This window comes from Paenibacillus sp. CAU 1782 (genome assembly GCF_054551715.1).
In genome coordinates, this window is the sequence record NZ_JBTOLL010000023.1 from 41,783 (window position 1) to 55,685 (window position 13,903).

Consider the following 13,903-nt stretch of genomic DNA (forward strand, 5'->3'; position numbering starts at 1 on the left):
GACCTTATCCCTCCAGCTCGAAACGGTAGTCTTCGACAACGGTGTTGGCCAGCAGCTTTTCGCACATCACTTTCAGACGGGCTTCCGCTTCAGCGCGGTCGTTTGTATCCAGTTCCACCTCAAGATATTTGCCGATGCGAACCTTGCTGACTTCTGCAAAACCCATGGAATGAAGCGCGCCTTGTACTGCAGTTCCTTGCGGGTCCAAAACGTTTTCCTTGATCGTGACGTAGACGGTTGCCTTCATAAATGCCTCCTGATATATGGTTAGTTTAGGGTTGTCAAAACGAAAGAATAATTTGCGGTGCTTCTACAGCTCCGCGCCGGTCAAGCGGCGATAAATTTCACGGTAACGCGCTGTTGTTGCGGCAACGACCGGTTCAGGCAGCGGTGCAGGCTTGCTGTCCCGGTCCCAGTCGGAGCCAAGCAGATAAGTGCGTACCGGCTCTTTGTCCATGCTGTCGATTTCCACGTCGTAGGCGTAGTTGCCTTCCGCCCAGAAACGCGAGGAATCCGGCGTAAAAATTTCGTCGATCAGGATCACTTTGCCGTCGATAAGGCCAAATTCAAATTTGCAATCGGCAAGAATAATGCCGCGCTCCTGGCAATAATCATGTGCCAGCTTATAGAGCGCGATGCTGCGCTCCTGCAGCTCCTCCGCCAGCTCTTTGCCAACAAGCTCCGCCATTTTGTCGAAGGGGATGTCCTCGTCATGGCCCACGTCGTTTTTGGCGGCGGGAGTAAAGAGCGGCTCCGCAAAATGCTCGTTTTTGCGCATGCCCTCCGGCAGCTTGATGCCGTTGATTTCACCAGTGGACTGGTATTGACGCCAGCCGCCGCCTGTGATGTAGCCGCGCACCACGCATTCGATATCAATGCGCTCCGCCTTGCGCGTCACCATAATCCGGTTCCGCAGCAGCTCAGGCTGAGTAATGATGTCGCCAAGCTTCTCCACGTCGGTATGCACCACGTGATTAGCCTGCTCGTCCTTCGTCAAGTCGAACCAGAAGGCGGACAAACGGTTCAATACATTTCCTTTGTCCGGCACAGCGGGGTCCAACACGTAGTCGAACGCCGAAATCCGGTCCGTCACAACGATAAGGAAGTGTTCGCCCAGATCATAAAGCTCCCGGACCTTTCCTTTGTATACCAGCGGAGCTTTAACATAATCAACCGCTGTTGATATCGCTTGGATTTGCCCTGTCATAAACCCGTTTCCCCCTTAACGTTTTGTCGGTGCTTAAAACCGAATTTCGCCGGAATGAAACGGTCTGCGCCGCTCCAGGACGGGCATCCGTTTCTTCTTGACATGGTCTTTTAGATCAAACCCAAACGTTTGAAAATGGTATCCACGTTTTTCAGATGCCATGCCGGATTGAAGCAATCGTCCAGCTCCTCCGCCGACAGCACGCTTGTGATTTCTTCCGTTTCGTCCACGATAGAACGGAATTGGCGCTGAGTCTCCCAAGCTTGCATCGCGCGCGGCTGAACCGTGTCGTATGCTTGCTCGCGGCTGAAGCCTTTGTCGATCAGCTTTGTCATGATGCGGCCGGAGAACGGCACGCCGTAAGTCGCGCTCATGTTGCGCTTCATGTTTTCCGGGAACACCGTCAGGTTTTGAATAATATTGCCCAGGCGGTTCAACATATAGTTGAGCAGCATGGTTGCATCCGGCAGAATGACGCGTTCCGCGGAGGAATGGCTGATGTCGCGCTCATGCCAAAGCGGCACGTTTTCGTAGGCGGTCAGCATATGGCCGCGAATGACGCGGGAGAGGCCGGACATATTTTCCGCGCCGATCGGGTTGCGCTTGTGCGGCATCGCCGACGAGCCTTTTTGCCCCTTGGCAAACGGCTCCTCCACCTCGCGGAATTCGCTTTTTTGCAAGCCGCGAATTTCGGTCGCGAACTTGTCCATGGAAGTGGCGATCAGCGCCAGCGTCGCCATATATTCCGCATGGCGGTCACGCTGCAGCGTTTGCGTGGAAATCGGAGCCGCCGTGATGCCAAGCTTGCGGCATACAAACTCTTCAACGAAAGGATCAATGTTGGCGTATGTGCCGACCGCACCCGACATTTTGCCGAACTGAACACCGTCCGCCGCATGCTTGAACCGCTCCAGGTTACGCTTCATTTCCTCGTGCCACAGCGCCATTTTGAGACCAAACGTCGTTGGCTCCGCATGTACGCCGTGCGTCCGCCCCATCATTGGCGTATCTTTATATTGAACCGCTTTTTCGCGCAGGATGCCGATAAAGCGCTCGATGTCCTTCAACAGAATTTCATTAGCCTGGCGCAGCAGGTAGCCAAGCGCCGTATCCACGACGTCCGTCGAGGTCAAGCCGTAATGAACCCATTTGCGCTCCGGTCCAACCGTTTCCGATACGGCGCGTGTAAACGCGATAACGTCATGGCGCGTCTCCAGCTCGATTTCGTAAATGCGGTCGATATCGAAGGATGCCGCCTTCCGCAGCGCCTCCACATCTTCCTTGGGAATAACGCCAAGCTCAGCCCAAGCCTCGCATGCGCATAGCTCGACCTCCAACCAGGCTTTGAATTTATTTTCTTCGGTCCAGATCGCTCTCATTTCCGGTCTGCTGTAACGTTCCAACATGTACCCTTCACACCTTCCGGCTTTTGTTTTCTTGATCCCAGATGCCGCTCTCCTCTATCCAGCGAAGCGCATCCTCCGTGCTGTTGGCCAAAATGTTTACATGGCCCATTTTCCGTCCCTTAACGGCGTCCTTCTTGCCGTACAAATGCAGCTTCGGCGTTACGCCGAGCTCTTCCGCCGCTTTGTCGCGCGCCGACAACCGCGCTACCGCAGGCTCCACGTGCTGTCCCAGCACGTTCACCATAACGACGGGAGTCAGCAGCCCGGCATCGCCCAGCGGCAAGCCGCAGATGGCGCGAATATGCTGCTCGAACTGCGAGGTTTTGCTCGCTTCCATCGTATAATGCCCGCTGTTATGGGGGCGAGGCGCAAGCTCGTTGACGAACAGCCCGCCATCCTCCGTTACGAACATTTCAACCGCGATGAGTCCAACCGCGCCAAGCCCTTCGGCAATGGCGACAGCCAGCCGTTCCGCTTCCTCGGCAACCGAGGGTTCAATTCGCGCGGGAGCGATGGACAAATGCAGGATGTTGTTTACATGTATATTTTCTGCTGCGGGAAAAGCTTTGATCTCCCCGTTTGAGCTGCGGGCCGCAATAACCGAGATTTCCTTGCGGAAGGAAATGAACTGCTCCAGCACCAGCTCCGTGCCCGCTTTGGACAACGTCGCGTAAGCTTCCTCGATCTCATCCAAACTGCGGATGACCCACTGGCCTTTCCCGTCGTAGCCGCCGGTTGCGGTTTTGAACACCGCCGGCAGGCCAAGTTCAGCGACCGCCTGAGCGAGGCTTTCAACGCTTGTAATCTCCCGATAGGGAGCAACCGTTGCGCCCGCGGCCTCAATCGCCCGCTTCTCGCGCAAGCGATGCTGGGTCGTGTGCAGAAGGGCGCTGCCCTGCGGCACGTAGGCTTCCTTCGTCAGCATCGCGGCTACGCCAGCGTCCACATTTTCGAATTCATAGGTAATGACATCGCATTGCGTCGCAAGCTCTCTTGCAGCAGCTTCGTCATCGTAAGCCGCCGTAATCTGGCGGGAGACCTGTCCCATCGGGGAATCGGGCGTTGGGTCCAGCGCCACAAAGCGATACCCCATTGCGCTGCCGGCATTTGCCAGCATCCGTCCCAGCTGCCCGCCGCCCAAAATGCCGACGGTGCCTCCCGGAGGTATCAGCCGAGGCGTTTGTTGGCTTTTGCCTGCCCCAGCCGCCCCGTTCCCGGCTTCGTTGTTTTCTGCCCTCGCGCCAGCTTTGTCAGCGTTTTGGCTCATAGGGTTTCACTGCTTTCCAGCACCTGCTGCTTGATGGCCTCGCGCCGCGCTTCGACGCGCGCCTGCACCTCGGGATCAAATGCTCCCAGCATTTGCGCCGCCAGCAAGCCGGCATTGGTGCCGCCCGCATTGCCGATTGCCACAGTCGCAACCGGAATGCCGCCCGGCATTTGCACGATGGACAGAAGCGAGTCCAATCCGCTCAGGCTGGAAGATTTCACGGGAACGCCAATAACCGGCAAAATCGTTTTGGAGGCGACCATGCCGGGAAGATGAGCGGCTCCGCCAGCGCCAGCGATAATAACCTTCAAACCGCGCTGCTGGGCCGTTTCCGCATATTGGAACATCAAATCAGGCGTCCGATGCGCCGATACAACCTTTTTCTCGTACGGGATTTCCAGTTCATCCAGAACGTCGCAGGCCAATTTCATAGTGTCCCAGTCCGACTTGCTGCCCATAATGACGCCCACCTTAGCAGACATGTTCTCAAACCCACTTTCTATGTTCATTATTGTCATAAAACGCAAAATTAAAAGGGCCCTTTCAGCCATTGAAAATAGAGCTTGTTCAAAAAGTTCGCCGTCGTCTGTCGCCAATCTTTTTGAACACGTACTATTACACGCTGCAGGACCCTCGCCAAAATCAGCACTTTCGAACTCCGATGAGCAGCGAAAGACTTCATGTGCAATAAACCGGACATCGCTCCAGCCGCCGCGCCAAAGACAGCATAAGGCTGCTCCATCCTCCAGAAGCAACCCCTATATGCTGTAGGCAATTGTGACTCTCGTCACGACGGAATGCCGGCATCGCAAGCAGCGAAGCTTCGGCAAGCTTATCTATTAGAGGTTGTTCAAAAAGTCCGCTTAAGGACCTCCCGAACTCGATCTATTATCGGTTTATTGGGCTCGTAGTCCAGAAATTAAGGTTTCCGGGTAGAAACATTCGGGCCTTTCCCGAATATATACGAGGTAAAAATTAATGGGCGGAAGTCGCCGCCTCAAACCTATTCCAGTTTATCGAATTGGCTCTATACTGTCAACAAAATACGAACGTTTTCTACGGATCAATTAGTAAAGTTCGCTTTTGGCTAAACCCTATCGCCTAAAAACTCTTTTTTCTCTCCTGTCTTGGTGATTAAATCTCGCTACTATGGTGATTGAATTCGCCATCCGTTATACGCGACTACATTAACCTCATCCTGAATACATATGGTATATGCGGCTTTTTTTAAGTGACAGGCTCTTTTCCCCATCATATACGATAGAAAATGGCCTGTCGAGGAGTGCGGGAATGAACAGCCAGGGAACCCGGGAACAACAGCCCCACACGATCGTAAGAGTACGTTATTCCGAGGCAAATGCCCGGAACAACTTTTCACACGACGGCTAACATCGCTGGAACTCTTTTGTTCAACTTATTTATAAAGGAGGGGAAAGTTTTGCGGATTTACAGTGTGAAAAAAGGAGATTCGCTTTGGGCGCTCGCCCAGCGCTTCGGCGTCTCCCTGGAGGATTTGCTGTCGGCGAACGGTCTGCCGGATCAATCGGTGCTTGTTATTGGACAATCGCTTATTATTCCGGGACCGCCATCCGGCTCTGCCCATATCGTAAAGTCGGGTGAAACGCTATGGAGTATCGGCCAACAGTATGGCGTATCCATCCAGGAGCTGGCGACAGCCAATAGATTGGCCAATCCCGCTCAATTGGCGGTTGGCCAAAGCCTAGTCATCCCTCAGCCGTCCAGACCCGTCATCGAGGTAAACGCCTATACCGAAAAATTCGAGGAGCAAGGAGCTGCGCTTGTTAGGGAAATCGGGGAGCATCTGACTTATTTGAGTCCGTTCAGCTACCGGGTGCAGCGCAACGGCCAGCTTCATCCCCTTAACGATTCCGCCGTTATAGAAGCGTCTTACAGCAAAAGGGCCGCCCCCATGATGGTTATCACCAATTTCGAAAGCGGCACCTTCAGTCCAGAAATCGCCCACTCCGTTTTAGCAGACTCCACCGCGCAAAACACGCTTCTGGAAGCCATTCAGTCCACGATGAGGCAGAAGGGCTATATGTCGCTAAACGTCGACTTTGAATATGTGCCGCCCGCCGATCGGGAATTGTACAACGCTTTTTTGCAGCGGCTTGTCGACACTTTGCACCCTAACGGCTGGCTTGTTTCATCGGCGCTTGCTCCCAAAATTTCCGCCGACCAGACGGGCACTCTGTATCAGGCGCATGATTATGAAGCCCATGGGCGCATTCTTGATTTTGTCGTGTTGATGACCTATGAATGGGGCTGGTCGGGAGGCCCGCCCCGCGCGGTCGCGCCAATCAACGAAGTGGTCAAGGTGCTGAACTACGCGCTGACGGTTATTCCCCCTTCCAAAATCATGATGGGCATGCCGCTTTACGGTTATGACTGGACGCTGCCTTATGTGCAGGGAGGACGGTGGGCGCCAACGGTCAGCCCGCGGGAAGCTGTCGTTCGCGCCGCGCGTAACAATACTTCCATCCAATATGATGAAACCTCACAATCGCCTTTTTACCGCTATTATGATGACGAAGGACAGGAGCATGTGGTCTGGTATGAGGACGCGCGCAGCGTGCAGGCCAAATACGATATCGTCAAAGCCTACAAACTTCGCGGCGTGAGTTATTGGGTGTTAGGCGTTCCATTCCCGCAAAACTGGTTTGTGCTGAACGCCAACTTCACCACCAAAAAACTAGTCTGACAGGTGGTTCAAACAAAACTGATAGGTACTCCAAAGAAAACTGATTGGTGCTCAAAACAAAACTGATTGGTGCTCCAAAGAAAACTGATTGGTGCTCAAAACAAAAATCACCGCTCGAATGGTTAGCAAAGAAAGCCACTACGGGGCAGAGGCGGGGAACGCTTTGTTCGGTTCGGCTAGCAACCCGCAAGCCGCGGCTTTACGGGGGCGGCTTGCGGTGTCTTAGTTTTGGCCTGTTTGCAGCGCTGATACCTTGCGGTGTCTTTGCAATCGCAGCTCTACAACAGCAGCAGCTTGCTTTGGCACCTTTTTACTCGCAGCCCTACAACGGTGGCAGCTTGCTTTGGCACCTTTGTAATGGCGGCTCAACAACGACAGCAGCTTGCTTTGGCACCTTTTTACTCGCAGCCCTACAACGGTGGCAGCTTGCTTTGGCACCTTTGTAATGGCGGCTTTGCAACGGTAGCAGCTTCGGTGTCTTTGTAGTGGCAGTTTTGTTAAGATGTTCCGGGGTCAGGATAAGTGTGTCGGGAGCTTGCTGCACGCTAACGAACTTCTCTTATGGACATCCATGACCATTAGAGCCCTGTTTTGATGAAAAATCCATCTCTAAAGGACATATGTGACCGTTAGACTTGGATTTACTTCTTAATAAGCAGTATATGAGCGTCTAAAGGTCATGGATGACCATTAGCCGAAGCAAATATAGCTATTTGGGGCTCTTACGGTCATAGATGACCATTAGGCGAGGGAAGGTTCCCTGCCGATGCCCAAAATAAAAGAAGATATAGCCTCCAGCGCTCCTGCTCATTGAAAGCTAATACTCTCTACTTCGCAAAGGAAACCATTTTGAGAGCCACCTACTAGTCACTAACTAATCAACTATCTAATCCCACTTATCGAGCCACCTAACCCGTCGCCCATCCAATCAACGACCTAGTCATTTACCTAATCTCACCTATCTATTCACCATCTAGTCACTTACCGTATCTCACCCATCCAGCCACTCATCTAGTCACTGTCTAGCCGCTATCTAGTCAAGCAGCAAATTACTTACCAAAACATGCCTCTAAAGAGGAAGCACAAAAAGTCCGCTTTCCTTTGCGGTACTTGCCTTTCGGCATGTTGCTCATCAAAAATCATCAAAAATTTCGTCGAAAATAAGACTTTATGCGAACTCTACCACGTCAACATGTCCTCTGACGCTTCTATGCCCAGGCAGCGGCAAAATAGGGGAGCCATGTACAACTGCGGAATTCCCTGCGGGAAGTCACCTTGAGACAGCGGAATCTGTCCTGCTTGCCCTGTTTGTCCTGTCTGTCCTGTCTGTCCTGCTTGCCCTGTTTGTCCTGTTTGTCCTGTTGGTCCTGTTGGTCCTGTTCTTCCTGTTCCGATCAGGTACAAGGGAACCTCCCGTTCCTCCCGCTCCGTGCCGCCATGATGCCCCTCGGCGTTCATGCCGTGATCCGATGTCACGATGATTTGGTACCCTTGCGACAGCCATAGAGGGACGAATGTCGCCAGAATACCGTCCGCAATACGTACGGCGGTTTCGTATCCCTTGCTCTCTCCGCCGTGCTTATGTCCCGCGTCGTCGATATTCATGGAGTGAATGTATAGAAAATGGGGATCATGATGCCGCCTCAAATGTTCGGCGTCGATAAACACATGGCTATCGGGATAATGATCCTCGAAATAGAACATGCCGTGCTGGATCGCTTTGCTTTCATCATGCTGATGGCGATCGGTCAAATGATTAAACGGCGCGGCATTGTAGAGCTCGCTCACCCAGAAATAAGCCGCCGCGGCCGTTCTCAGTCCCGCGTCGGCGGCTAGCCGGAACACGTCCTGCTGATGGCTTCTTCTTACGATATGATTGGCCGTAATGCCGTTTCGCGCCGCAGGCGTCCCCGTCAGCAATACCTCGTAAAGCGGGCGGGAAAGGCTGGGAAGCTGGGATTGAACGCGAAAGCAAGCCGCCTCCCCCTGTTCGACAAGATGCTCCACATATCCCAAATAACTGCGTGCAGCATCGTACCTCAATCCGTCCAATACAATTGCAATCAGCTTGGGTTCAGAATTCGTCATAGGGGTTTATCCTCCTCATTGTTGGCTTGAATCCATCCAATACGCTGATTCTTCAGGACTGAAATCCATTCTTTGGACGGCGCCGCGTTGCTGACGATCGTATGAATACGCGACAATGGCGCTATTTCTACAAAAGCTTCCTTGTCCAGCTTGGATTCGTCTGCCAACACGATGGTTTGATAGGCTGCTTCTACCATTTTGCGGGACATGCCGGTTTCTCCGGGATCGTAATCGCTAATGCCCCGGCTGATCGATAGGCCGCCGACGGAAACAAACGCTTTGTCCACGCGAAATTGGGACAACATGATTTCGCTCATACTTCCCGTCATGGACTGCTGCTCCGGGTTCAGCTCGCCGCCCACAACGAAAATGCGGCCCGTAAACTTGCCGCTGCTATGCGAATCCATCAGCTGATTGGCAACCGGAATGGAATTGGTCAAAATGGTTACTCTCTCCACATTGCATAACGCCTTTGCCAGCTCCAGCGTTGTGGTGCCAACGTCAATCGCGATGGTATCGCCGGATTCCACAAGACTGGCGGCAGCTCTGCCGATCCATTCCTTTTCCTTGCTCATCTCCTTGCGGCGCTGCAAATAAGGAGGCTCCAGGCTTGTGGGCCTTTTGGGCTTTGTCGATACCGCTCCTCCATACACCCGCTTGACCAACCCTTCCCTCTCCAGAAAAAGCAAATCGCGGCGCACCGTCTCGTCGGATACCGCAAATTGCTGCGACAGATCCGGCACCTTGACTTGGCCTTCCCGGTTAAGCTGTTCCAAAATGACGATTTTGCGGTTCTCGGATGAAATAGACAATCTCTACGCCCCTTCCCTCTCAAGCCTCAGAAGCTGGTTTTCATCCAATACAAGCTGGACGGAACCTCTCTCTCGCCCGGGGAAGGAACGGCCATCATTCAAGACGTCGACCATCAGCCGGATATCCGACGCTTCCACGATGTAGCGGATGATATTGCCCATAATGGCTCTGGACAAAATACGTCCCTCCACAGTTGCTTGGCCCGATCCTTTGGTTGAACCCTTCTCCGCCGCACCTTCAACCCCCGATAACGCTGAGGGATTCCTCAACTCGGCCGACCCCCCCGATAAAACGGAGGGAATCCCCGGCACGGATGCAACCCCGGATAAAGCAGGGGAGCTACCCGGCTCGGATGCAACCCCGGATAAAGCAGGGGAGTTACCCGGCTCGGATGCAATCCCAGATAAAGCAGGGGAGCTACCCGGCTCGGCCGCAAACTCCGATAACGCAGGGGAGCTACCCTGTTCGGCTGCAAAACCATCCGACTCGCTGGCGAATCGCAATGCTTCCGGACGGATGGCAAACCGCTCCGCCTCGCCGCCTACCCGGCCGAACAGCCTCATCACCTCGGGACGCGACAACACATTGTAGCTGCCCATAAACCGGGCGGCAAATTCAGTGCGGGGCGAAGCATACAGCTCCTCCGGCGTGCCAAGCTGCTCGATATTTCCCTGATTCATCAGACATACGCGGTCTGATAGAATCATGGCTTCCTCTTGATCATGCGTTACGAATATCGTCGTCATATTGAACTTTTGCTGAATGTCGCGGATTTCCGCTCGCAAAGCTTTGCGGATTTTGGCATCCAGCGCGCTCAGCGGCTCATCCAGCAGCAGCACTTTGGGCTGCACCGCAAGAGAACGCGCCAACGCCACGCGCTGCTGCTGCCCGCCGGAGAGATGCTGCGGATAAGAGTCCCGCTTATCTCCAAGAGCGATCATCTCCAGCAGATCGGAGGAGCGTTTGCGCCTTTCTTCCTTTGAAGCTCCGCGCATTTTCATGCCGTATTCGATATTTTGGCCCACCGTCAGGTTGGGGAACAAGGCGTAGGATTGAAACACCATGCCGATTTCACGGCTGCGAGGAGGCACATTTGTAATATCGCGATCATCCAGAAAAATGCGGCCGTGATCCGGCTCGGTCAAGCCGGCAATACAGCGAAGCAGCGTGCTTTTGCCACATCCGGAAGGGCCAAGCAGCGTAATCAGTTCGCCCCTGCCAATTTCCAGATTCACATTGTTCAGCACCGTATTTTGCCCGAATAACTTGGTGATTTGCTGCAGCTTCAAATAGGCATTCATTCCGTTATCCCCTTGTTCACTTTTTTGCCGAGCATCAACAGCAGAATCGAAAGCACCGATATAAACAGGAAATAAGCAATGGCGATTGCGCTCGCCAAGTGGCCGCTTTGGCTCACCTTCTGCATCAAATAAACCTGTATCGTCTGAATATGTCCGCCAACCAGCATGTTTGTCAAGACAAACTCGCCGAACAGCACCGAAAAAGACAACAAGGAGGAAACCATAACGCCAGTCCAGATGTTGGGCACGATAACCGTAACAAACGCCTTAAAGCGGCTTGCTCCAAGCATTTCGGCAGCCGACAGCAGCGTAGGTGCGGATATCGTCAACAGGCTGTTTCGTATGCCTTGGTACATGTACGGCAGGATAATGACAAAATAAGCGCCGATCAAAATATATACGGTGCCGGAAATGGGAAATGGACCGCTGGAATAGGTGCGAATCAAGCCAACCGCCGCAACGACGCCCGGAACGGCATAGGGCAGCACAACCATGCCCTTCATGAATCCCTCCAGCCGCGGCAAATAGATGGATATGATAAATACCGCGGGAAGCATGACGGCAAGACTCAGCACAACGCTAATCGCGCAGATATAAAGAGAGGTCCAGAGCGCGTCCATAAAACGGGCGTCTCGGCCAAGCTCCCGGAACCAATCCAGCGTCCAGCTCTCCGGCAGGATAGTGGCCTGCCATTCCCGGGATACGGCATAAATCAAGGTTGCCAGCAGCGGGAGCAGCAAATACATCATAAAAAAGGTCACGACGGTGCGGGGAGCCCACCCTGCTTTTTTGACTTGTCCCTGCATTAAGCCTCCTCCTTTGCAACAGCGCTTTTCCAATGAGAAAAACGGCGGGAAGCCGGCTTGCCCATGTCTTGGCCGGGACGGAATCGGCCTGCACGCCGGGTCATTTTGTGATTGAGATAAACGGCCAGCAGAGTGGATGCCGCCATTACTACCGCCAGGGCGCTGCCAAGCTCGGGATCATTGACTACATCTCCCGCGACCAGCGAGCCGATGCGAACCGCAAGCAGGTTGAAGTTGCCGCCAACAAGCGCATAAGCCGTCGCATAAGCACCCATCGCATTGGCGAACAAAATACCCAGGGTGCCGAAGATCGCAGGCGTCAGAATCGGCAATCCAACACTTTGCCAAAACTGCGCTTTAGTAGCTCCCAGCAGCGAAGCCGCCTCCCTCCATTGCTCCGATATGGCATAGAAGGACGGATAAAGCAGCAGCAGGGCTAGCGGAATCTGGAAGTAGACATAAACCAGCACCAGGCCGGACCAGCTGTATAAATTAAACTCGGCGAACACGCTCCAGCCCCACTGCTTGAACAGCAGCGTAAAAACGCCATTGCTGCCCAGCAAAATAATGTAGGCAAAAGCAAGCGGAACGCCAGCAAAGTTCGAGGTCATATTGGAAAGCATCAGCAGCGCGTTGCGAATCCTCGGGGAAAACCGGGTAATGGCATAGGCTGCGGCAAGGCCGATAAGCAGGCCGATCACGCTGGAAAAAACCGAAATCAGCAGACTGTTCTGGATCGCTTTTAAATAAAACTTGCTCTGAAAAATTTTAACGAAATTGTCCAGCGTAAAACCGCCGGTACCGGAACTGCTCACGCTTCCCGTCAGCATCGCCAAGATAGGGGCCAGTTGAAAAGCGGCAACCATAAACACAAACGGCAATAAACCAAGCAGAAACCATGGTTTTTTAAACTTTTTCATATGATTTCTCACGCTCCCGAAGGGGGTAGAAGGAGACGGCGCGCCATTGGACACGCCATTGTTGCGTCCGCAGCGCCTAGAGGCGCGTCTTTGGATGCGCTATTTGCAGCCTCCATTGGACACGCTATTGTTGCGTCCGGATGCACGCCGCCTCCCCCTGTTGTTGCAATTGCTGGCGAATGCCGAGTATCTGTATGCTTGCGTATGCCGGCCTATTGCTGGATCGTAAAAGACACGCAGGTTAGCTCATATGAACAAGAATGCGCTCCTGCCAAAGCTGCGGCAGCTTTTTGGCCGTTTCTTCCCACACACTGTAATCGCCAACCGGTTTTACATTGGTATAAGCATCTTCAGGGAGCAGCTTCGCGGCAACATCCGCCGGAAGCTCGATGCCGGAGCGGATTGGTCTTGCATAACCTTTAGCCAAATTGATTTGGCCTTCGTCGCTCAAAATGTATTCGCGGGTCAGCTTTGCAGCGTTAGGATGAGGCGCGTATTTGTTGATGATGGTGGCATAGCCGCTCACAACGCTGCCCTCCGACGGAATAGCGACATCGTATTGATCCGCTCCCAGCATGTCCTTGTAGTTCAGCGCATTGAAATCCCACAGCAGCGTAACTTCAACTTCGCCTTTTTCCATATTGGCCAAGGAAGCTTCCGCATTCGACAAACGGCCGTTTTTGGCCAGCTCTTCAAAATAAGCGATGCCCGGCTCGATATTGGATTCGTCGCCTCCGAACGCAATGGCGGCTGCAAGCACGGCCATTTGCGCTTGCGCGGCTTTAGTGACATCGCCTACGATGATTTTGTAATCGCCGTTTTTCAGGTCTTCCCAGCTTTTTGGCGTATCCTTCACCAGCTTGGAATTAGTAAAAAAGGAGATCGAGCCTTGATAACCGACTACCCAATGGCCGTCCGCATCCTTCGCCCAAGCCGGAATTTCGTCCCAATAGGAGGTTTTATAAGGCTGCGTAACGCCCTTGCTGACAGCAACTGGGCCAAAAGCGATGCCGACATCGCCAATATCCGCTGTTGGCTTGTCCTTTTCCGCTTCAAACTTGGCAATTTCCTCGGCGCTCGACATATCCGTATCGCTATGAGTCAAACCGTATTTGCTTCCGATTTCCTCCCAGGTGTCCTTCCAGTTTGCCCACGAATCCGGCATGCCGACGCTAATTACGGAGCCTTCTTCTTTTGCTTTCTTTTCGATTTCCGCAAGCGTAAGCTCCTCTCCGCCACTACCGCCAGACGCGTTAGTAGAAGAGCCGGTGCCGCCTCCACACGCCGTCAGCATAACGGCAACGCTGGATACTGCCAAACATAACGCCAATCCCTTTTTCAAAGAAAAATTCATTTGTTTGCACTCCCTGTGG

At 53.4% G+C, this 13,903-nt stretch carries 12 protein-coding genes and 1 riboswitch; of the genes, 1 reads left to right on the forward strand and 11 read right to left on the reverse strand.

Going from position 1 to position 13,903, the window contains the following annotated elements; translation table 11 throughout:
• Window positions 1–4: 4 nt before the first annotated feature.
• From purS to purE, 5 genes are all read right to left on the reverse strand, one after another.
• A complete protein-coding gene (purS, locus tag ACX93W_RS25205; RefSeq protein ID WP_459395132.1) occupies window positions 5–247 on the reverse strand; it encodes a phosphoribosylformylglycinamidine synthase subunit PurS in 243 nt (80 codons plus the stop codon).
• A 63-nt stretch (window positions 248–310) separates the two neighbouring features.
• Entirely contained in the window at window positions 311–1,207 is an 897-nt protein-coding gene (locus tag ACX93W_RS25210; protein ID WP_459395133.1) for a phosphoribosylaminoimidazolesuccinocarboxamide synthase, read from the reverse strand.
• A gap of 110 nt (window positions 1,208–1,317) precedes the next feature.
• Window positions 1,318–2,613, reverse strand: coding sequence for an adenylosuccinate lyase (gene purB / locus ACX93W_RS25215; protein ID WP_459395134.1), 1,296 nt, complete (start codon window positions 2,611–2,613; stop codon window positions 1,318–1,320).
• Window positions 2,614–2,620: 7 nt separating this feature from the next.
• Window positions 2,621–3,880, reverse strand: coding sequence for a 5-(carboxyamino)imidazole ribonucleotide synthase (purK, locus tag ACX93W_RS25220; RefSeq protein WP_459395135.1), 1,260 nt, complete (start codon window positions 3,878–3,880; stop codon window positions 2,621–2,623).
• A complete protein-coding gene (gene purE, locus ACX93W_RS25225) occupies window positions 3,877–4,362 on the reverse strand; it encodes a 5-(carboxyamino)imidazole ribonucleotide mutase (RefSeq protein ID WP_459395136.1) in 486 nt (161 codons plus the stop codon). The genes purK and purE overlap by 4 nt, the downstream gene beginning before the upstream one ends.
• A gap of 406 nt (window positions 4,363–4,768) precedes the next feature.
• A riboswitch (purine riboswitch) is annotated at window positions 4,769–4,867 on the reverse strand.
• A gap of 451 nt (window positions 4,868–5,318) precedes the next feature.
• Between purE and ACX93W_RS25230 the strand changes: the two genes are divergently transcribed.
• Entirely contained in the window at window positions 5,319–6,602 is a 1,284-nt protein-coding gene (locus ACX93W_RS25230) for a LysM peptidoglycan-binding domain-containing protein (protein ID WP_459395137.1), read from the forward strand.
• 1,179 nt (window positions 6,603–7,781) lie between these two features.
• On the opposite strand, the gene ACX93W_RS25235 is transcribed toward ACX93W_RS25230, so the two are convergent.
• The 6 genes from ACX93W_RS25235 to ACX93W_RS25260 all read right to left on the reverse strand — a co-directional run bounded on the left by ACX93W_RS25235 (window position 7,782) and on the right by ACX93W_RS25260 (window position 13,884).
• Window positions 7,782–8,690: an alkaline phosphatase family protein gene (locus ACX93W_RS25235; RefSeq protein ID WP_459395138.1), complete on the reverse strand. Its 909-nt coding sequence runs from the start codon at window positions 8,688–8,690 to the stop codon at window positions 7,782–7,784.
• Window positions 8,687–9,502: a DeoR/GlpR family DNA-binding transcription regulator gene (locus tag ACX93W_RS25240; RefSeq protein WP_459395139.1), complete on the reverse strand. Its 816-nt coding sequence runs from the start codon at window positions 9,500–9,502 to the stop codon at window positions 8,687–8,689. The genes ACX93W_RS25235 and ACX93W_RS25240 overlap by 4 nt, the downstream gene beginning before the upstream one ends.
• A 3-nt stretch (window positions 9,503–9,505) precedes the next feature.
• The gene (locus ACX93W_RS25245) at window positions 9,506–10,804 is read right to left on the reverse strand and encodes an ABC transporter ATP-binding protein (protein WP_459395140.1); all 1,299 of its coding nucleotides are present in this window, start codon (window positions 10,802–10,804) and stop codon (window positions 9,506–9,508) included.
• Window positions 10,801–11,610 (reverse strand): ABC transporter permease, encoded by an 810-nt coding sequence (locus ACX93W_RS25250; RefSeq protein ID WP_459395141.1) that lies wholly within the window; start codon window positions 11,608–11,610, stop codon window positions 10,801–10,803. The genes ACX93W_RS25245 and ACX93W_RS25250 overlap by 4 nt, the downstream gene beginning before the upstream one ends.
• On the reverse strand, window positions 11,610–12,530 hold the full coding sequence (locus tag ACX93W_RS25255; RefSeq protein ID WP_459395142.1) for an ABC transporter permease: 921 nt from the start codon (window positions 12,528–12,530) through the stop codon (window positions 11,610–11,612). Before ACX93W_RS25255 ends, ACX93W_RS25250 begins: the two co-directional genes overlap by 1 nt.
• Before the next feature lie 241 nt (window positions 12,531–12,771).
• Window positions 12,772–13,884 (reverse strand): ABC transporter substrate-binding protein, encoded by a 1,113-nt coding sequence (locus ACX93W_RS25260; RefSeq protein ID WP_459395143.1) that lies wholly within the window; start codon window positions 13,882–13,884, stop codon window positions 12,772–12,774.
• Window positions 13,885–13,903: the final 19 nt, after the last annotated feature.

What these genes read in the sequence shown, in the direction of transcription:
- purS (WP_459395132.1), bottom strand. Translation starts at nt 247, where the DNA reads ATGAAGGCAACCGTCTACGTCACGATCAAGGAAAACGTTTTGGACCCG.
- ACX93W_RS25245 (WP_459395140.1), bottom strand. Translation starts at nt 10,804, where the DNA reads ATGAATGCCTATTTGAAGCTGCAGCAAATCACCAAGTTATTCGGGCAA.
- ACX93W_RS25260 (WP_459395143.1), bottom strand. Translation starts at nt 13,884, where the DNA reads ATGAATTTTTCTTTGAAAAAGGGATTGGCGTTATGTTTGGCAGTATCC.
- purB (WP_459395134.1), bottom strand. Translation starts at nt 2,613, where the DNA reads ATGTTGGAACGTTACAGCAGACCGGAAATGAGAGCGATCTGGACCGAA.
- ACX93W_RS25250 (WP_459395141.1), bottom strand. Translation starts at nt 11,610, where the DNA reads ATGCAGGGACAAGTCAAAAAAGCAGGGTGGGCTCCCCGCACCGTCGTG.
- purE (WP_459395136.1), bottom strand. Translation starts at nt 4,362, where the DNA reads ATGTCTGCTAAGGTGGGCGTCATTATGGGCAGCAAGTCGGACTGGGAC.
- ACX93W_RS25210 (WP_459395133.1), bottom strand. Translation starts at nt 1,207, where the DNA reads ATGACAGGGCAAATCCAAGCGATATCAACAGCGGTTGATTATGTTAAA.
- ACX93W_RS25255 (WP_459395142.1), bottom strand. Translation starts at nt 12,530, where the DNA reads ATGAAAAAGTTTAAAAAACCATGGTTTCTGCTTGGTTTATTGCCGTTT.
- ACX93W_RS25235 (WP_459395138.1), bottom strand. Translation starts at nt 8,690, where the DNA reads ATGACGAATTCTGAACCCAAGCTGATTGCAATTGTATTGGACGGATTG.
- purK (WP_459395135.1), bottom strand. Translation starts at nt 3,880, where the DNA reads ATGAGCCAAAACGCTGACAAAGCTGGCGCGAGGGCAGAAAACAACGAA.